Here is a 19,509-nt window from a genome sequence, read left to right on the forward strand (position 1 = left end):
CCTTTTTCATTCACCGTTCGCGAATAGCACTTTTGCGAAATAATTACGTAGTAGTTCTGAACAAAGGTTAGCAATTCTAACTAACATACATAGTTGTCCCAACACCACTCTATGGAAATCATATTCAGGCTTGGCCGAAAAAATGCTATCAGGGTTAGATTTTTATTTCGTTTTAAAATTAAAAATAATTTTTTGGCCATTTTTTCTTATCACAAGATGCTAATTTTTCTTCATTAAGGCTACCAAATCCTTGTATTTCTTTGTAATTAAAGATAGAGTAAAGAGGGAAATTATTATAAATGAGGTTGTTAGTTATGTCATTTGATGGTTTATTTACAAGAGCAATGTCCCTGGAATTAAAAGAGCTGTTACTAGGAGGTAGAATTAATAAAGTTCAGCAGCCTTTTACAAATGAAATTATTTTATCTGTTCGTGCAAATGGAAAAAATCAAAAGTTGCTTTTATCTGCACATCCGAGCTATGCACGAGTTCAAATTACCGAGGAAACATATGAAAATCCGAAAGAGCCACCAATGTTTTGCATGCTTTTACGCAAGCATTTAGAAGGTTACTTTATAGAAGACATTTATCAGATAGACAATGAACGAATCATTGTTTTTGAGATTAGAGGAAGAAATGAAATTGGCGATACTTCCTATAAAAAACTGATGATTGAAATAATGGGACGACACAGCAATATTATTTTGATCGATCGCGACAAAAATACGATTTTAGATAGCATTAAACATATTTCCTATGCTGTTAATAGCCATAGAGCCATACTACCTGGCTATGAGTATAAGGCTCCACCAAAACAAGAAAAACAAGATCCTTATACAGCTACAGAGGAAGATGTTTTAAGAGCAATTGATTTTAATAGCGGAAAGTTGGACAAGCAGCTTGTACAGCAGTTCGCTGGATTCTCCCCTTTAGTTGCCAAAGAAATTTTCTATCATGCTGGCCTTGCGAACCGCGATACACTGCCAAAGGCTTTTCTTGCTATAATGGATCCAATAAAAAAAGGCAGCTATGCTCCTTCTATTATGGATACTCCCGAAAAAGAATATTTTTACTTTCTGCCAATAGAGCATGTGAAAGGTGAAATTAAAGCTTTCCCTACTTTAAGCAAAATGCTTGATCGATATTATTTCGGAAAAGCAGAACGGGATCGAGTAAAGCAACAAAGCAATGATTTAGAGCGTTTCATTGTGAATGAACGGGATAAAAATAGCAAAAAGATTAAAAAGCTAGAACGTTCATTAATGGAAGCAGAGAACGCAGAGGAATATCAATTGCTTGGCGAACTCTTAACAGCAAATTTATATGCAGTTAAAAAAGGCATGTCAGAGGTAGAAGTTCTAAATTACTACGAAGAAGATGGGGTAATGATTAAGATTCCCCTTAATCCAAGACTATCTCCTTCTGAAAATGCGCAAAAATATTTTACGAAATATCAAAAGGCGAAAAACTCTATTGACATTATTAAGGAACAAATTCAACTAGCAGAACAAGAATACGAGTATTTTGAAACATTATACCAGCAAATTCTTGCTGCCTCACCGAAGGATATTCAAGAAATTCGTGAAGAGCTAGTAGAAGAAGGATACTTAAGAGAAAGGCAAAAAAAACAAACGAAAAAACAACAAAATGTAAAGCCAGTACTAGATTATTATTTATCTGATGATCAAACAGAGATTATCGTTGGCAAAAACAATAAACAAAATGATTATTTAACCAATCGTGTAGCTGCCAGGGATGAGATTTGGCTGCATACGAAGGATATCCCTGGATCCCATGTCGTTATCCGGAGCAAGGAACCTTCGGAGGAAACAATTCTACAAGCTGCCAAATTAGCCGCTTATTTCAGTAAAGCTCGCCAATCAAGTTCTGTTCCAGTGGATTATACCCTAGTCCGTCATGTGAAAAAGCCAAGTGGCGCAAAACCCGGTTTTGTTATCTATGATAATCAGCAAACAGTTTATGTAACCCCAGATGAGGAAACTGTGATTCGGTTAAAAGCGAAATAAAAAGCAAATCGCGAGAGGCAATGCTGCCTCTCGCGATTTGTTTTATTGGTTACACTGGTTTTAGTTTATGCATAAGGAAAATTCAGCTTGAAGGGTTGGCTTTTTGAGACTCTCATGCCTTTGATGAAGACCAGTTTTGTGTCTCCTCCTCTTCTTTTTTGTTTTCATCCACCTTATGAACACCATTTACCAACTAGTTATTTTCATTTATAGACTTTTATCCAAGCCCCAAAAAAACGACACTTTAGTTAACTAAAATGTCGTTATAAACATCATCCACTTACCACTTCTCTGGATTTTCCTTCCAAGCATTCAAGCTCGCTAAATCTCTTTCTTCAATATAGCCATTTTTCTGTGCTACTTCTAATAAGCTCGTATAATCTGTTAATGAGTATGCTGTAATTTCAGCCTCAGCAAGCAATTCTTTCCCCTTTGGCAATTCGTATGTAAAAATCGCAACAACCCCAAGTACATCACTGCCTGCTTCTCTTAAACTATTAACTGCTGTAATGACACTTCCCCCTGTTGAGATAAGATCTTCCACCACTACTACTTTTTGCCCTTTATCTACCTTGCCTTCAATCTGATTCCCTTTTCCGTGGGCTTTTGCTTTGGAACGTACATAGGCCATCGGCAAATCAAGAAGGTCACTTACCCAAGCTGCATGAGGAATACCTGCTGTTGCTGTCCCTGCCACAACTTCTGTTTCTGGAAATTTATCTTTGATTAAACTAGCTAATCCTGTTGCGATATTTTTACGCACCTTCGGATAGGACAAGGTTAAGCGATTATCACAATAGATTGGCGACTTTAATCCTGAAGACCAAGTAAACGGATCATTTGGCTGTAAAAAAACTGCTTTAATATCTAGTAATTGTTCGGCAATTTCATGTTTCATAACGTGATGCCCTCCCACTCGGATTTAAATAATGAATAGCTTTCATATGGATTTGCTGCTCTTGTAATCGAGCGACCAACAACAATTGCTGATACCCCATTTTCTCTCGCAATCTTAGGTGTTGCTACCCGAACTTGATCCTGTACTTCATCTGTTTTTAAACGAATGCCAGGCGTTACAGTTAAAAAGGTATCCCCTAATCTTTTACGAATTGCGAAAGCTTCTAAAGTGGAGCACACGACTCCATCCAGTCCAGCCTCTTTTGTTATCGTTGCATAGTGTAATACCGATTCATGTAAAGGAACTTGAATTAATTGCTCTTTTTGCATGCTCGCTTCAGAAGTACTTGTTAACTGAGTCACACCAATACATTTCGCTCGTTTCATGCCAGATGGTGTACCTGCTTCAAGCCCCTCCACTGCACGAGCCATCATGTCGATTCCACCAGCTGCATGAACATTCACTAAATCAACGCCTAAGCTAGCAATATTTTTCATCGCACTTCCAACTGTATTTGGAATATCATGTAGCTTTAAGTCTAGGAAAATTTGGTGATTTTGTTCCTTTAATTCCTGAATGATGCTTGGTCCTTCTTTATAAAATAGTTCCATACCTACTTTTAAAAACAACGATTCTCCGTTAAATCCTTTTAAAAAAGAATGTACCTCGTCCTTACTTGCAAAATCAAGCGCGATGATAAGCGAATTGTTCATGCTTTCCCCAGCTCCTTCCCGTTACTTCTGAAATATGTTCAAATCCGTATTTGTCTAATAGCTCAGGTAATTCATCTATTATTTTCGGGCAAATAAATGGATTTACGAAGTTTGCTGTACCAACTGCTACTGCACTTGCGCCTGCATAGAAAAACTCTAATACATCTTCAGCAGTGGATACTCCCCCCATTCCGATAATCGGTAGGTTTACTGCTTGACTTACTTCATAAATCATTCGGATTGCTACAGGCTTTACTGCAGGACCAGATAATCCTCCTGTTTTGTTGGCTAGGATTGGCTTGCCTGTTTTTAAATCAAGACGCATGCCAACAAGGGTGTTAATCATGGTAATCCCATCTGCTCCTCCAGCTTCTACCGCTTTTGCCATCTCGACAATATTCGTTACATTTGGTGAGAGCTTTACATATACAGGAACTTCTGACACTTCCTTCACCTTTTTCGTTAATTCCTTAGCAACTTCTGGAATTGTTCCAAAAGCAATGCCTCCTGTTTTTACATTCGGACAAGAAATGTTTAATTCTAGTGCCTTAACATTCGATGCTTTTGATATCTCTTTTGCAACAGCAACATAGTCCTCTTCCACCGATCCAGCAACATTTGCAATAATTGGTACATCGAATTGGCTAAGCCAAGGTAATTCTTCGCCAACCACTTTTTTTAGTCCAGGGTTTTGAAGACCAATGGCATTTAGCATCCCAGAAGTAGTCTCAGCTACTCTTGGTGTTGGGTTACCAAAGCGTGGTTCTACCGTAGTTGCTTTTATCATGAGGGCACCGAGCTTGCTTAAATCATATAAGTTACTGTATTCCCGTCCAAATCCAAAACAGCCAGAAGCAGGCATGATTGGGTTTTTAAGCTCTAATCCAGGAAGCTTTACTTGAAGTCGGTTCATAGGACAACCTCCCCTGTTCTAAATACTGGTCCATCTGTACATACCTTTTTATAGCTGAATCCTGTCGGATCATCTGCTGTGTGACATACACATGCAAAGCATGCACCAATCCCACATCCCATTCTTTCTTCTAGAGAAATAAACACCTTTTTAGTAGGAAATGTTTTTTCTAGATTTTTAAGCATTGGCGTTGGTCCACAGGAGTACAATACGTCAAACTCCAGATTTTCTTGAAAAATAACGTCTGTGACAAAGCCTTGTGTACCATGACTACCATCTACTGTAGCGATATACGTATCCCCAAATGAGGCAAACTTTTCTTCATAAAATGCAACGGATTCTGTTTGAAAGCCTAATACAGCAACAACCTTTACCCCTTTTGCAACTAGTCGATTTGCTAATTCATATAAAGGTGGCACACCAATTCCTCCGCCTACTAATAAGGCTGTTTGCCCTGACTTGCTTGCTTCAACGGGGAATCCATTTCCTAATGGACCAAGAATATCAACTGCTTCCCCAGCTGTTTTTTGGGCAAGAAGCTTTGTGCCCGCTCCTTCAGCGCGGTAAATCATCGTAAATGTTTTACTTTCCTGATCAATCCGGCAAATACTAATGGGACGTCTTAATAAAGGTGTAGCATTATCACTTACTTTTATATGAACAAATTGACCTGGCTCGTTCATTTCAGAGACAAGCTCACCTGTTAAGGTGAGCTCCATAATATTTTCAGCTATTTCTTTCTGTTCGACTACTGTACAGATTTCGTTTTTGATCATACTAACACTGCCTCCGGTTGCGTTTTGCTTGGCTCCATTGCATCTGTAGAGAATGTCATCGATTCTACTACTCGAAGGATAGCCTCTGCTGTATCTAATGAAGTTAAGCATGGAATGCCATTTTCAACGGATTCACGTCTAATTCGGAATCCATCTCTTGCTGGCTGGCTTCCTTTGGAGAAAGTATTAATGACAAATTGTGCTTCCCCATTGCGGATTACATCTATTAATGTATGTCCTTCTCCACCGATTTTACCGACTACTTTTACTGGAATGTTATTGCTTTCAAGGTACTCTGCTGTTCCACTTGTTGCCATCAAGCTATAGCCGATATTCGTAAATCTTTTTGCAAGCTGTAAAGCCTCTTCCTTATCTTTATCCCCAATTGTCAAAAGAACCGTTCCAAATGTTTTTATCTTCATTCCTGAAGCAATTAAACCTTTATACAGTGCTTTTTCTAGAGTAATGTCTTTCCCCATTACTTCTCCCGTTGATTTCATCTCAGGGCCTAATGTGATATCGACTCTACGTAATTTTGCAAAAGAGAATACTGGGACCTTCACATACACACCAGACTTCTCTGCTACTAAGCCCGATTGATATCCCTGCTCTTTTAAGGAAGTACCCAAAATTACTTTTGTAGCGATTTTCGCCATTGGCACATTCGTAATTTTGCTTAAGAAAGGTACTGTTCTACTAGAGCGTGGATTTACCTCTAGTACGAATACTTCACCTTTGGAAACAACATATTGGATATTTAGTAAACCTACGATTTTTAAACCTTTTGCAAGTCTCGTTGTATAATCTACTAACGTTTGCTTAATTTCAGCAGACAAGCTTTGTGGTGGATAGACAGCGATCGAATCGCCTGAGTGTACTCCTGCACGTTCGATATGCTCCATAATTCCTGGAATGACAACATCAGTTCCATCACAGATTGCATCCACTTCAATTTCTTTCCCTGTTAAATAACGGTCAATTAAGATTGGTTGTCCTGGACTTGCCTTAACCGCGTTTTCCATATATGGAATCAGCTCTTCTTCTTTATATACGATTTGCATTGCTCTTCCACCAAGTACGTAAGATGGTCTTACAAGTACTGGGTAACCAATTGATTTTGCTACAACAATTGCTTCTTCAACTGTTAATGCTGTTTTTCCGTCTGGCTGTGGAATTCCTAATTCTTGCAGACTTTGTTCAAACTTATCACGGTCCTCTGCGCGATCTAAGTCTTCAAGAGATGTTCCTAAAATTTTGACCCCACGCTCTGCTAGTGGGCCAGCTAGGTTAATGGCTGTTTGCCCACCAAACTGAACTACAACTCCTTCAGGTTTCTCTAAATCGATGATATGCATTACATCTTCAATCGTCAGTGGTTCAAAGTAAAGTTTATCTGAAATACTAAAGTCTGTTGAAACCGTCTCTGGATTGTTATTAATAATAATTGCTTCATATCCAGCTTCTTTAATCGCCCATACAGAATGAACGGTTGCATAGTCAAACTCTATTCCTTGGCCAATGCGAATTGGTCCAGATCCAAGCACAACAATGCTTTTCTTCTCTGTTACAATCGATTCATTTTCCTCTTCATATGTTCCATAATAGTACGGTGTTTCAGATTCAAACTCAGCAGCACAAGTATCAACCATTTTATAAACGGGCACAATGCCTTTTTCTTTTCTCCAGTTATATACTTCAAGCTCTGTTGTATTCCAAAGATTTGCAAGTTGAATATCAGCAAATCCCTTTTCTTTCGCTTCTTTTACATATTCCTCATCAAATGGATGATTGATTAACTCTTTTTCGAACTTTATGATGCCTTCAAGTTTGAAAAGGAAGAATAGGTCAATCTTGCTCCACTCATGAATCGTTTCAATACTCACGCCACGATTAAGTGCTTCTGCTATATAAAATAATCTTTCGTCTCCGGCAACTCTTATTCGCTTTTCGAGTAATTCGTCGCTTGTTTCATCTGCTGCATTTAAGGAGAAATGATATACTTTTGCTTCAAGAGAGCGAATCGCTTTTAGTAAAGATTCTTCAAAAGTACGACCAATTGCCATTACTTCTCCCGTTGCTTTCATTTGTGTTCCTAAGTTACGTTTTGCTGATTCAAACTTATCGAAAGGAAAGCGTGGAATCTTACTTACTACATAATCAAGTGCTGGTTCAAAGCTTGCATAAGTTTTTCCTGTAACAGGATTCATCATCTCATCTAATGTTAAACCTACTGCGATTTTTGCCGCTAGCTTTGCAATCGGATAGCCAGTTGCTTTACTTGCAAGGGCAGATGAGCGACTCACTCTTGGGTTAACTTCAATAATATAATATTGGAAGCTATCTGGGTCTAATGCTAGCTGTACGTTACAGCCACCTTCAATTTTTAGTGCACGGATAATTTTTAAAGATGTATTTCTTAATAATTGATATTCACGGTCACTTAACGTCTGACTTGGTGCGACAACGATACTGTCACCTGTATGAATCCCAACTGGATCGATATTTTCCATGTTACATACTACAATCGCGTTATCATTGCTATCACGCATTACTTCATATTCGATTTCTTTAAAGCCTGCGATACTTTTCTCTAATAAACATTGCGTTACTGGGCTATTTTTCAAACCACTTGTTACAATTTCTTCCAACTCCTGATCATTATGGCAAATACCGCCGCCTGTTCCACCTAGTGTGAAAGCAGGACGAACGATTACTGGATATCCGATTCTCTCTACAAATGCTCTTGCTTCCTCCATATTATGGATGATATCACTATCTGGAACAGGTTCTCCTAATTCATTCATCAAGTTACGGAAAAGATCTCTATCTTCCGCTTGCTGAATCGCGGAGAGCTTCGTTCCAAGTACTTCTACTCCGCATTCTTCTAACACGCCTGCCTCTGATAGCTCGACTGCAAGATTTAAGCCAGTTTGCCCTCCTAATGTTGGCAAGATAGCATCTGGTCTTTCTTTGCGAATAATTCTGCTGACAAATTCAAGTGTTAATGGTTCAATGTACACTTTATCGGCCATTTCTGTATCTGTCATAATCGTTGCAGGGTTAGAATTTACAAGAATAACACGATAGCCTTCTTCCTTTAAAGCGATACATGCTTGCGCTCCTGCATAGTCAAATTCTGCTGCCTGCCCAATGATGATTGGTCCTGATCCGATTACTAATATACTTTTAATACTTTTAAGCTTTGACATATGCGGCACCTTCCTGTTTGTGAGATTGTATCATTTCCATAAAACGATCGAATAAATAGTTAGCATCCTCTGGTCCTGGTGAAGCTTCTGGATGGTATTGCACGGTAAATGCTGGGTATTCTTTATGCTGCAAGCCTTCGATTGTTCCATCATTTAAAGCAATATGTGTAACTTCTAAGTTTGTGTGATTAATAGATTCTTCTTCTACTGTATAGCCATGGTTTTGAGAAGTCAGAGAAACCTTCCCTGTTAATAAATCCTTTACTGGGTGGTTTGATCCTCTATGACCAAACTTCATTTTCTCTGTGTTTGCCCCACTTGCAAGTGCGAACAATTGATGACCTAAGCAGATTCCAAACAGCGGCACTTGCCCAATAATTCCTTTAATTGCTTCAATAGACTCGGGCACATCCTTTGGATCCCCAGGTCCGTTCGATAGCATCACGCCATCTGGACTTAAATTTAGAATATCTTCTGCCGTTGTATTATATGGAACGACGATTACATCACAATCTCGTTTATTTAATTCTCGTAAAATTCCATGCTTCATTCCATAGTCTACTAACACAACGCGACTTCCACGGCCAGGACTTGGATAAGGTTTTCTTGTAGAAACTTGCTTTACTTGATCTGTACTTAACGTAATCCCTTTTAATTTTGCAATTACTTCCTCTGCATTTTCCTCGATGCTGCAAATCGCACCCTTTAAAGTTCCATATTGGCGGATAATGCGCGTTAATTTTCTTGTATCAATTCCCGCTATTCCTGGGATATTCTTTTGTTTGAAATATTTGTCTAATGAAAGCTCGTTACGCCAGTTTGAAGGAAAATCACACACTTCTTTTACAATAAATCCATGAATGGCTGGCGTTATCGATTCAAAATCATCTCGATTGATGCCATAATTTCCTACTAACGGATACGTAAGTGTGACAATTTGTCCACAGTAGGATGGATCGGATAGAATTTCCTGATAGCCTGTCATTCCTGTGTTAAATACTACTTCACCAAATTTTTCTGAATCGGCACCGAAGCCTTTTCCGATAAATACCGTGCCATCTTCAAGAATTAATTGTTTTTTCATGCGTGTACACTTTCCTTTCTCCAAGCAATCTTTCCACCAACAATTGTTGCAGCCGGCCAGCCCTGACATTCCCAACCAGCAAACGGGGTATTTCTTCCTTTTGATAAAAATGTTTCTGGGTCAATTTTATTTGTATCTTCTAAATCAAGAATGACGATATCTGCAGTTTTTCCTGCTTCTAAAGTTCCAGCATCCAATTTAAAGCTTTGAGCTGGTTTTATTGTTAGATAATCTATTAATTGTTGTAATGTCATCACCCCTGTTTTTACAAAGTTCGTATAAAGAAGAGGAAATGCTGTTTCTAAACCGACAATTCCAAATGGTGCAAGCTGCATCGACTGTGCCTTTTCTTCTGCTGTATGCGGTGCATGGTCTGTTGCAATAAAATCAATTGTTCCATCTAACAATCCTTCAAGTAAGCTTTTTCGATCCTCTGTTCCTCTTAAAGGAGGATTCATTTTATAATTCGTATCAAGAGAAGGAATATCTATATCTGCTAATAGTAAGTGATGTGGCGACACCTCTGCTGTAACTCTAATTCCAGCTTTTTTTGCATCTCTTACAACGCGCACTGATTCTTTTGTACTGATATGGCATACATGATAATGACAGCCTGTCGCTTCTGCTAAAAGAACGTCTCTTGCTATTTGGACTGATTCACAAACACTTGGAATTCCATTTAAACCTTTCGCCTTTGAAAATTCTCCTTCGTGCACACAGCCTTTATTGATAAGGCTATTATCTTCACAGTGAGCGACAATTGCCATATCTAATGCAGCCGCTTGCTTCATCGCCTCGAGCATTTGACCTGCTTCTTGGATTCCTACACCATCATCTGTAAAAGCAAATGCTCCTAATTCTTTTAGTGCTTTAAAATCAGTAAGTTCAGTCCCTAATTGTCTAATTGTAATGGATGCATACGGTAAGACATTTACATTTGCCGTATTTCGAATTCTTTCATTTAAATTATGTAAATTTTCAACTGTGTCAGGAACAGGTCTTGTGTTTGGCATATTGGCAATCGTTGTAAATCCACCTCGTGCTGCTGCCATCGTCCCTGTTGCAATCGTTTCTTTCTTTTCGCCGCCTGGCTCTCTTAAATGAACATGTAGGTCAATGAATCCTGGCGCCACAACTTTTCCAGCAGCATCAATCACTTCATCTGCATTTGAAGTTATTTCCTTTGCAATCGTCTTAATTGCTCCATTTTCAATCAAGATGTCCTTCTGTTCTAATTCCCCTGTAGTATTAAGCAACTGGCCATTTTTGATAAGTATTGACATGTTCATTTCTCCCTCCGATATTTTCTAATGATCTTTTTAGCACACTCATGCGGATAAACACACCATTTTCCATTTGCTTAAAAATTCTCGAGCGTTCGCATTCAACCAATTCATCAGCAATTTCTACATCTCTGTTTACAGGTGCAGGATGCATGATGATGCTTCCTGGCTTCATTTTTCTTTCTCTTTCTACTGTTAATCCATATAGTCTGTGGTAGCTTTCTTTGTCAAAAGCAGCTCTTTCATCTCCATGTCTTTCATGTTGGACACGTAGCAGCATGACAACATCGGATGTTTCAATCGCTGTATCAATATCTTCATAATTTGCATCTTGTAGGACTGTTTCATCAAACCATTCTCTTGGTCCAGAGAAAACGACCTCTGCCCCGAGTCGTGTTAGGGCATCTGCATTTGATCTTGCTACTCGGCTGTGGCTGATATCACCAATAATACTTACTTTTAAGCCATTGAAGCGTTGGAATTCCTGCTGTATCGTCAGAAGGTCTAGTAGAGATTGTGTAGGATGATGACCACAGCCATCTCCTGCATTAATGACTGGTATGTTTACCTTCCCTACTAATTCATCAAAGTAATGATCCTTTTCATGTCTTATAACAATAGCATTTACTCCTACTGATTCCAGCGTTCGAACAGTATCATATAATGTTTCTCCTTTAACAACACTTGAGGTTGTCGTTTCAAATGGGATTACCTCAAGTCCTAACTTTCTCTCCGCTACTTCAAAGCTGCATTTTGTTCTTGTGCTAGCTTCGAAAAAAAGGTTTGCCACAAAGCTTTGATTTGCCGGTCTCCAAGTTTCTCCATTAGCAAATCTTTGTGCATCTCTTAAGATTTCTTTAATCTCTGTAACGGTTAACTCAGTCGTAGTTAATAAGTTTTCCATGATACTACCTCCCGTTATTTGCTGCTTTTAACTTAGCCCGCAGGCTAAAATACACTTCGCTTTCCGTGGGGCGAGCGGTGTCTACGTGTATTTTAGACTGCTCAGTAATTCTCTAATCCCCTAAAAAAAACCACCCTAACAACTCGTTAGGGCGGCAAAAATCATGATTTTCCATAGATTTAGGCAAAGTGAACCTAGCACATACAATCTATGCATCATTTTTGACACCCTTATAAGTCTCTCTGTACTTGTTTAAAAGGTGTTATTATTTAGTTTCGTCTACTGCGATTGGTTCTTCGAATAAATCGTCCTTTGCTTTTTCTCTACCTGGCAATACTAAATTTAAGATAATGCCTAGGATTGCGGCAAAAGCCATTCCTTCTAGTTTAAAATTTTCTCCCATATGAATGGAGAAGCCTCCAATTCCTGTTACAAGGATAACGGATGCAATCACTAAATTGCGATTTTTATTAAAATCAATCTTTGCTTCTACAATAATTCTTAATCCAGAGGAAGCGATAATTCCGAATAGAAGGATGGAAACTCCCCCCATTACCGGCGTGGGGATGGATTGAATTAATGCTGCGATTTTTCCAATAAATCCAAACCCTATTGCAAGTACTGCAGCTCCTGCTAATACATAAACGCTGTATACTCTTGTGATTGCTAATACTCCAATATTTTCGCCATATGTTGTTTTTGCAGGACCTCCCATTAAAGCGGAAAGAATAGTTGCTGTTCCATCTCCCAAAATACTTCTATGCAATCCAGGATCTTTAATATAATCTTTACCAACAACTTTACTTAACACTAGCTGATGACCGATATGCTCTGTTAATGTAACAATTGCGACCGGTACAAAAATAGTTAGTAGCGCAAGATTAATTGTTACAGGATAATCTACAAACGGGAAGATAAAATCTGGCATTGCAAACCATTTTGCATCTAGCACTTCTTGGAAGTTAACAACACCTACTAGCAAGGCATATACGTAACCTACAACGATTCCTGCTAAGATTGGGATAAAGCTAAATACTCCCTTGCCAAACATGGTGAAAAGTATTGTTGCTAGTAAGGTTACTAGCGCAACAGAGATATAAAGCAAACTATATTCTTGATTCTCACTGCCATTATTTACATACATTGCTTGCCCTACTGCTGTGGAAGCTAATGCTAGCCCGATAACCATGATTACTGGTCCAACAACAATCGGCGGTAGGATATTCATAATCCAACGATAACCAGCTTTTTTGATGATTAAGGAAACGATGCCGTATACAATCCCGGCTATAAATGTTCCAATCATGGCTGCCCCTATACCTCCACCAGGCATTGTCTTTGCTGCAATTACCGGTGCGATAAAGGCGAAGGATGATCCTAAGTAGGCCGGAACCTTAAATTGCGTAATGATTAAGAATGCGAGTGTACCTACACCACTTGAGACTAAAGCAACCGCAGGGCTCATTTCTATTAAGAATGGTACTAACACTGTTGCACCAAACATAGCGAATAAATGCTGTAAGCTTAACGTTACCCACTGAAGGGCACTTGGTTTATCTTTAATTCCTAATAAGGGTTTTGATTCGTTCATTGCTGTCTCCTCTTTCTGTTTAAAAAAATTACTTGTATAATTGCTATTAATATCCCCTATTACATAAATAAAACCCCTTTTCAGCGCAGCTGAAAAGGGGTTTTATACAGGCTTAAAGAAACCTGACGAAAAAAACTCCCCTTCTCAGCCTCACAGGACTGCTATTAAAAGGGCTCTATTTAATTTTCAAAAATATTCACTTCATCATATCCATCCACTTCAGTAAGTTCTACCACAATTTTCTCCGAGCTGGAGGTAGGAATGTTTTTCCCGACATAATCTGCTCTTATTGGCAGTTCTCTATGTCCTCTGTCTACTAGGACCGCAAGCTGTATGGATGCTGGTCTTCCCATATCCATTAGTGCATCCATGCCGGCACGAACAGTTCTTCCTGTATACAAGACATCATCTACAAGGATGACCTTTAATCCTTGTATATCTTTCGGGATATCTGAGCCTTTTACTAATGGCTCCTCATTTTTCGTCTTTTTTGATAAATCATCTCGGTATAAAGTAATATCCAATTCACCAACTTCAATTGGCTTTCCTTCAATTTGAGCAATTTTCTCTGCAAGGCGATTTGCGATGTATATACCTCTTGTTCTTATTCCAACAAGAATACAATTCTCAATCCCTTTATTTTTCTCGATGATTTCATGAGCAATTCTTGTTAATGCTCGTCTTATTGCTTGATCGTCTAGTACAAGTGCCTTTTGTGACATCTCGCTCACCATCCATGCTGTGATTCAATCATATTTTCTAAAAAAAAAATCCTCTCACCCTTTTGGATGAGAGGATAGACGTATACCAATATAGCTATTGCTTAAAATAGCTAGGATCCGTTTCCTTCTCAACCTCACGGGATTGATTTAAAGGACTTATTCAACTAACGTTATCTTAATATAAAATTAAAAGCGTGTCAACGATTATTTCGTAATGTATCTAGAATATTCTCATAGTCTTTAGGAAGTGGTGCTTCAAACTCTAAATATTCCCCTGTGCGCGGATGTTCAAATCCTAGAATTCCTGCATGCAGTGCCTGACCGCCGATATCCAATGTTTTTCTTGGGCCATATTTAGGATCTCCTACAAGTGGATAGCCAATATACTTCATATGCACGCGGATTTGATGGGTGCGTCCTGTCTCTAATTGGCATTCGATAAACGTGTATCCATCCATTCTTTCTAACACATGGAAATGAGTAACAGCATGCTTGCCCTTATCTATAACCGTCATACTTTGTCTATCTTTCGTATCACGGCCAATCGGGGCCTCAACCGTTCCATAATCATGGGGGATAGAACCATGTACCAATGCTTTATATTTTCTCGTTACTGTTTTTGCTACTAATTGATTAACAAGACTCTCATGTGCAGCATCATTTTTTGCAACCATTAATAGTCCAGATGTATCTTTATCGATTCGATGAACAATTCCTGGTCTCATCACGCCATTTATACCGGAAAGATCTTTACAATGAGCCATCAAGCCATTTACTAATGTACCTGTCACATGTCCAGGAGCTGGGTGCACAACCATTCCTTTTGGTTTATTCACTACGATGACATCACTATCTTCATAATAAATATCTAAATCCATTTCCTCTGCTTCTACATCTAGTTCGATTGCTTCTGGTACTTCAATTGTAACTAAATCATTTAAAACACCTTTATACTTTGTTTTAACCGTTTGCCCATTAACTGTAACATGACCGTCTTTTATCCACGCTTGAACCTGTGTTCTCGACCAATCACTGTTAATCATTGAAACGATTTTGTCGATCCGTTCATTTACTTGCTCACTTTGAATGATATGTTCCTTTTTTTCCATGTTTCTTCTCCTTCTTTGCGTCTCTATCCTCCTTCAGCATAACTAGGATTAATAAAATAACGCCAATTACTAAAGATGAGTCTGCAATATTAAATATTGGGAAATCATAATTAAAGATATACGTATTGATAAAGTCTACTACATATTGATGGCGCGCGCGGTCAATAAAATTGCCGATTGCCCCCCCTAAAATAAGACCAAGAGAAACACCATAAAGAATTTTCCCTTTCGTACCTGTCTGAATTAAATAAATCAATCCAATTACAACGATAACAGTGATAATATAGAAGAACACCATTTGATTCTCAAGCATTCCCCAAGCTGCACCACTATTACGATGGGATGTCAGATAGAAAAAATCTTTTATTACTTCGATACTTTCTCCTAGTTCCATATTTTTTACAACTAACCATTTCGTCCATTGATCAAGAATAATAATTATAGCTGCAATTATGTAATAAAACACTAAAGTTTCCTCCAATTCTCGAGTCTCCTTTAGCATTTTAGCATAAACCAGTTGAAAACGATAGCTTGGTTCATTATTTTAAATGGCTGTTTTCGTAAAGTACCCCTTTTTGAATAAAAGCTATTCTCTTAATGAATGGACTTTCTATAATAGGATTGAATGCTATTTATATCCTCTTTCGTTCGAATCGTTGGAATCATTTCCAGCAAATCAACAGGAAGTAACTCTCCTGACATTTCGCACATTCCGAAATTGCCATTTTCTAGTTTTTGCATGGTTTCTTCTACATCTTTTAATTCCTCTTCAATATATTTATTAATTTTCGAGTCTCTTTTAACCCTTAATGTCGTTGCTAATTCGATTTGTGTTATACGGAGTTCTGTATAAAGCTTTTCAATAGTTGAATTCAATTCCATTACCTCCGTTTCTTTAATTATCTTTAGCATTTCCATTGAAGAATACATAAACCGATTAAAGATTTAACAGCCATAACAACTATTAACGGAGGTGGAAGTATTTCTCTTTCTTACCTATGTATAAAAAACTCCACCAGCATCAAGATAATAGACAGACATAACTTTCTCACTATGTAATTATATATTCTTCTTTTCCTTTCCCAATAAAAGGCTTTTACAAAACTTTTTTCCTTGCATTTTTTCTTTGTTTTAAATTATCTTTTAAACACACAAAAAAACCGACAAACTATTGAAAGTTTATCGGTTTTTAAAATTTATCTCTTAATAATTTTCTTCTACTACATGTGCACATCTTTCACATAATGTTGGATGAGCTTCGACTGTGCCAATGTCTGTTGTAACAGTCCAGCATCTTTCACATGTTTCACCGTCTGCTTTTGCTACAACTATTGCAGCATTTTCTAGCTTTAGTGCCTCTTCTGGTGCATTATCATATTTCCCAGCAATTTCAAAACCTGATACGATAAATAATTGCTGTAAGTTTTCTTGAATAGAATTTAGTAGTGTATCTACTTCTTCATTCACATACAGTGTTACTTTCGCAGCAAGGGATTTACCGATGACTTTTTGGTTACGTGCTTCTTCTAATGCTTTAAGCACATCGTCACGTACAGCCAAGAATTTATTCCACTTTTCTTCTACTGCATCACTATTTTCATACACAGTAGATTCAGGGAAATCAGTCAACTGGACACTTTCTTCCTTTACAGAAGAAATATGATCCCAAACTTCGTCAGCAGTATGTGGTAAGATTGGCGCAACTAACTTTGTTAAGCTGATTAAACTTTCATAAAGAACTGTTTGAATAGCTCTTCTTTCTTTGTTATTTGTTGCTTCAATATAAAGGACATCTTTTGAGAAATCAAGATAGAATGCACTTAAATCCAATGTACAGAAATTATTAATATTATGATAAATAGTAGAGAATTCATATTTATCATAGGATTCTGTCACCGTTTTAATGAGCTTATTTAGCTTGATCATCATAAATTGATCCACTTCACGTAATTCCTCATAAGAAAGAGCATCTGTTTCTGGGTTAAAATCAGCAAGGTTTCCTAATAAGAAACGGAAAGTATTTCTGATTTTACGATATCCTTCTGTTACTTGTTTTAAAATAGCATCAGATACACGTACATCTGCTTGGAAGTCTACAGATGCTACCCATAAGCGTAAAATATCTGCACCTAATTGGTTCATTACTTTTGCAGGTATCATGACATTCCCTAATGATTTACTCATTTTGCGTCCTTCTCCATCTAATACGAATCCATGGCTTAAAACAGCCTTATAAGGCGCCTTTCCAGTTACTGCAACACTTGTAGATAGGGAAGAGTTAAACCAACCACGATATTGGTCAGAACCTTCTAGATATAAATCAGCAGGACGTTGCAGATCCTCTCTTTCTAACAATACAGCTTGATGAGAAGAACCAGAATCAAACCAAACATCCATAATATCTGTTTCTTTCGTAAATTCCCCATTTGGGCTGCCTGGATGTGTAAATCCTTCAGGCAATAATTCCTTAGCTGACTTTTCAAACCAAATATTGGAACCATTTTCTCTAAATAAATTCGAGATATGCTCAATTGTTTCATCAGTAATAATACTGTCACCATTTTCTGCATAGAATACAGGAATTGGCACACCCCAAGCACGTTGTCGAGAAATACACCAGTCCCCGCGATCACGAACCATATTATACAATCTAGTTTCGCCCCATGCAGGTACCCACTGTGTTTCTTTAATTGCATCTAATAGATCATTTCTAAAGTCTTTAATAGAAGCAAACCATTGTGCTGTCGCTCGGAAAATAACTGGTTTTTTCGTTCTCCAGTCATGTGGATAAGAGTGTGTGATAAATTGAAGCTTTAATAATGCGCCAACTTCTTCAAGCTTTTCTGTAATTGGCTTATTTGCTTTATCATAGAATAACCCTTCAAATCCAGGTGCCTCTTCTGTCATAACCCCTTTATCATCGACAGGACAAAGAACTTCTAATCCATATTTTTGACCAACTAGGAAGTCATCTTCCCCGTGTCCTGGTGCTGTATGAACACATCCAGTACCAGCATCTGTTTTTACATGCTCCCCTAGCATTACTAAAGAATCACGTCCATAAATTGGATGAGCTGCTAAAATGTTCTCGAGCTCTGCACCTTTTACTTCTTGAACAACATTCGCCTCTTCCCAACCAATCTCTGTTTTAACGCTTTCTAATAAATCTTGTGCAACAAGATACTTGCTTCCTTTTTCCTCGACGACTACATACGTCAAAGTAGGATGAACAGAAATACCTAAGTTTGCAGGAATAGTCCAAGGTGTAGTTGTCCAAATAACAATTTGTACATCACTTGCCAATACTCCTTTTCCATCCTTCACTTTGAATCCAACATATATGGATGGAGACTTTTTGTCTTTATATTCAATTTCTGCTTCTGCAAGAGCTGATTCACTTGTTGGAGACCAATAAACTGGTTTTTTGCCTTTATAGATATAGCCTTTTTTCGCCATTTCTCCAAACACTTTTATTTGTTGTGCTTCATAGGCAGGCTTTAGCGTTATATATGGGTTCTCCCAATCACCACGAACACCTAAGCGCTTAAACTGTTCTCTTTGACTGTCAATTTGTTCTAAAGCATATTCTTCACATAACTTACGGAATTCTGCAACGGTCATTTCTTTACGTTTAACGCCTTTATTCGTTAAAGCTTGTTCAATAGGAAGTCCATGTGTATCCCAACCAGGCACATATGGTGCTTGAAAGCCTGTCATGGATTTATAACGAACAATAAAGTCTTTTAAAATTTTATTCAGCGCATGTCCAATATGTATATCACCGTTTGCATATGGTGGGCCATCATGAAGAACAAACATTGGACGTCCTTTTGTACGGTCTTGAACTTTTTCGTAAATATTCATTTCTTTCCATTTCGCTTGCATATCAGGCTCGCGATTTGGTAAATTCCCTCTCATCGGAAAGGCTGTTTTTGGCATCAGCAACGTATCTTTATATTCCATTTTCTTCCTCCAGCATTATTATCTTTTTTTCATCATGTATGCAAGCAATATATTCCGTATTCTATTATAGACATTTCTGCTTTTTTAGAATCAGTATACACAGCAAAAAACCTTCTCATCCCCATGAAAGGGACGAGAAGGTTTTTAAAGGTTCCCGCGGTACCACCCTTATAGATAAAAAGAACTCTTATCCACTTAGACATTTTTTAACGGCAATGAACCGCCTTTTCTTACTTCTATTTCAGAAAAGGACTCAAGGGTGATTTTCAACTTCCAACTTATATCAGGCTTACACCGCCCCTGATTCGCTACTTTAA

The 19,509-nt window shown here is 38.0% G+C and carries 15 protein-coding genes and 1 other annotated feature (1 of these 16 running past the window's edge); of the genes, 1 reads left to right on the forward strand and 14 read right to left on the reverse strand.

All coding sequences use genetic code 11. From position 1 onward, the window contains the following. The first annotated feature begins 314 nt into the window (after positions 1–314). The gene (locus ADJ83_RS22435) at positions 315–2,027 is read left to right on the forward strand and encodes an Rqc2 family fibronectin-binding protein (protein WP_031534356.1); all 1,713 of its coding nucleotides are present in this window, start codon (positions 315–317) and stop codon (positions 2,025–2,027) included. A 280-nt stretch (positions 2,028–2,307) separates the two neighbouring features. Here ADJ83_RS22435 and pyrE read toward each other — a convergent pair whose 3' ends face one another. The 14 genes from pyrE to ileS all read right to left on the reverse strand — a co-directional run bounded on the left by pyrE (position 2,308) and on the right by ileS (position 19,192). Next, positions 2,308–2,925 (reverse strand): orotate phosphoribosyltransferase, encoded by a 618-nt coding sequence (pyrE, locus tag ADJ83_RS22440; RefSeq protein WP_031534354.1) that lies wholly within the window; start codon positions 2,923–2,925, stop codon positions 2,308–2,310. Then, positions 2,922–3,638 (reverse strand): orotidine-5'-phosphate decarboxylase, encoded by a 717-nt coding sequence (gene pyrF / locus ADJ83_RS22445; RefSeq protein WP_031534352.1) that lies wholly within the window; start codon positions 3,636–3,638, stop codon positions 2,922–2,924. Before pyrF ends, pyrE begins: the two co-directional genes overlap by 4 nt. Next, the gene (locus ADJ83_RS22450; RefSeq protein ID WP_031534350.1) at positions 3,610–4,551 is read right to left on the reverse strand and encodes a dihydroorotate dehydrogenase; all 942 of its coding nucleotides are present in this window, start codon (positions 4,549–4,551) and stop codon (positions 3,610–3,612) included. The genes pyrF and ADJ83_RS22450 overlap by 29 nt, the downstream gene beginning before the upstream one ends. Next, entirely contained in the window at positions 4,548–5,327 is a 780-nt protein-coding gene (locus ADJ83_RS22455; protein ID WP_031534348.1) for a dihydroorotate dehydrogenase electron transfer subunit, read from the reverse strand. Before ADJ83_RS22455 ends, ADJ83_RS22450 begins: the two co-directional genes overlap by 4 nt. After that, positions 5,324–8,536, reverse strand: coding sequence for a carbamoyl-phosphate synthase large subunit (carB, locus tag ADJ83_RS22460; RefSeq protein WP_031534346.1), 3,213 nt, complete (start codon positions 8,534–8,536; stop codon positions 5,324–5,326). The genes ADJ83_RS22455 and carB overlap by 4 nt, the downstream gene beginning before the upstream one ends. Beyond that, positions 8,523–9,620 (reverse strand): carbamoyl phosphate synthase small subunit, encoded by a 1,098-nt coding sequence (locus tag ADJ83_RS22465; protein ID WP_031534344.1) that lies wholly within the window; start codon positions 9,618–9,620, stop codon positions 8,523–8,525. Before ADJ83_RS22465 ends, carB begins: the two co-directional genes overlap by 14 nt. Next, the gene (locus ADJ83_RS22470) at positions 9,617–10,903 is read right to left on the reverse strand and encodes a dihydroorotase (RefSeq protein WP_031534342.1); all 1,287 of its coding nucleotides are present in this window, start codon (positions 10,901–10,903) and stop codon (positions 9,617–9,619) included. Before ADJ83_RS22470 ends, ADJ83_RS22465 begins: the two co-directional genes overlap by 4 nt. Further along, positions 10,869–11,807: an aspartate carbamoyltransferase catalytic subunit gene (locus ADJ83_RS22475; RefSeq protein WP_031534340.1), complete on the reverse strand. Its 939-nt coding sequence runs from the start codon at positions 11,805–11,807 to the stop codon at positions 10,869–10,871. Before ADJ83_RS22475 ends, ADJ83_RS22470 begins: the two co-directional genes overlap by 35 nt. Before the next feature lie 265 nt (positions 11,808–12,072). After that, on the reverse strand, positions 12,073–13,398 hold the full coding sequence (locus ADJ83_RS22480) for a solute carrier family 23 protein (RefSeq protein WP_031534338.1): 1,326 nt from the start codon (positions 13,396–13,398) through the stop codon (positions 12,073–12,075). A 179-nt stretch (positions 13,399–13,577) separates the two neighbouring features. After that, positions 13,578–14,120 (reverse strand): bifunctional pyr operon transcriptional regulator/uracil phosphoribosyltransferase PyrR, encoded by a 543-nt coding sequence (gene pyrR / locus ADJ83_RS22485; RefSeq protein WP_031534336.1) that lies wholly within the window; start codon positions 14,118–14,120, stop codon positions 13,578–13,580. A 197-nt stretch (positions 14,121–14,317) separates the two neighbouring features. Then, the gene (locus ADJ83_RS22490; protein WP_031534334.1) at positions 14,318–15,229 is read right to left on the reverse strand and encodes an RluA family pseudouridine synthase; all 912 of its coding nucleotides are present in this window, start codon (positions 15,227–15,229) and stop codon (positions 14,318–14,320) included. Next, entirely contained in the window at positions 15,198–15,731 is a 534-nt protein-coding gene (gene lspA, locus ADJ83_RS22495; protein ID WP_081836525.1) for a signal peptidase II, read from the reverse strand. The genes ADJ83_RS22490 and lspA overlap by 32 nt, the downstream gene beginning before the upstream one ends. A 92-nt stretch (positions 15,732–15,823) precedes the next feature. Further along, positions 15,824–16,105, reverse strand: coding sequence for a hypothetical protein (locus tag ADJ83_RS22500; protein WP_031534331.1), 282 nt, complete (start codon positions 16,103–16,105; stop codon positions 15,824–15,826). 327 nt (positions 16,106–16,432) lie between these two features. After that, the gene (gene ileS, locus ADJ83_RS22505; protein WP_031534330.1) at positions 16,433–19,192 is read right to left on the reverse strand and encodes an isoleucine--tRNA ligase; all 2,760 of its coding nucleotides are present in this window, start codon (positions 19,190–19,192) and stop codon (positions 16,433–16,435) included. A gap of 125 nt (positions 19,193–19,317) precedes the next feature. Beyond that, positions 19,318–19,509, reverse strand: a binding site (T-box leader) (it continues 38 nt past the right edge of the window).

The organism is Bacillus sp. 522_BSPC, from assembly GCF_001076885.1.
GTDB classification, from domain to species: domain Bacteria; phylum Bacillota; class Bacilli; order Bacillales; family Cytobacillaceae; genus Niallia; species Niallia hominis.

What these genes read in the sequence shown, in the direction of transcription:
- ADJ83_RS22435 (WP_031534356.1), top strand. Translation starts at nt 315, where the DNA reads ATGTCATTTGATGGTTTATTTACAAGAGCAATGTCCCTGGAATTAAAA.
- pyrE (WP_031534354.1), bottom strand. Translation starts at nt 2,925, where the DNA reads ATGAAACATGAAATTGCCGAACAATTACTAGATATTAAAGCAGTTTTT.
- pyrF (WP_031534352.1), bottom strand. Translation starts at nt 3,638, where the DNA reads ATGAACAATTCGCTTATCATCGCGCTTGATTTTGCAAGTAAGGACGAG.
- ADJ83_RS22450 (WP_031534350.1), bottom strand. Translation starts at nt 4,551, where the DNA reads ATGAACCGACTTCAAGTAAAGCTTCCTGGATTAGAGCTTAAAAACCCA.
- ADJ83_RS22455 (WP_031534348.1), bottom strand. Translation starts at nt 5,327, where the DNA reads ATGATCAAAAACGAAATCTGTACAGTAGTCGAACAGAAAGAAATAGCT.
- carB (WP_031534346.1), bottom strand. Translation starts at nt 8,536, where the DNA reads ATGTCAAAGCTTAAAAGTATTAAAAGTATATTAGTAATCGGATCAGGA.
- ADJ83_RS22465 (WP_031534344.1), bottom strand. Translation starts at nt 9,620, where the DNA reads ATGAAAAAACAATTAATTCTTGAAGATGGCACGGTATTTATCGGAAAA.
- ADJ83_RS22470 (WP_031534342.1), bottom strand. Translation starts at nt 10,903, where the DNA reads ATGTCAATACTTATCAAAAATGGCCAGTTGCTTAATACTACAGGGGAA.
- ADJ83_RS22475 (WP_031534340.1), bottom strand. Translation starts at nt 11,807, where the DNA reads ATGGAAAACTTATTAACTACGACTGAGTTAACCGTTACAGAGATTAAA.
- ADJ83_RS22480 (WP_031534338.1), bottom strand. Translation starts at nt 13,398, where the DNA reads ATGAACGAATCAAAACCCTTATTAGGAATTAAAGATAAACCAAGTGCC.
- pyrR (WP_031534336.1), bottom strand. Translation starts at nt 14,120, where the DNA reads ATGTCACAAAAGGCACTTGTACTAGACGATCAAGCAATAAGACGAGCA.
- ADJ83_RS22490 (WP_031534334.1), bottom strand. Translation starts at nt 15,229, where the DNA reads ATGGAAAAAAAGGAACATATCATTCAAAGTGAGCAAGTAAATGAACGG.
- lspA (WP_081836525.1), bottom strand. Translation starts at nt 15,731, where the DNA reads ATGCTAAAGGAGACTCGAGAATTGGAGGAAACTTTAGTGTTTTATTAC.
- ileS (WP_031534330.1), bottom strand. Translation starts at nt 19,192, where the DNA reads ATGGAATATAAAGATACGTTGCTGATGCCAAAAACAGCCTTTCCGATG.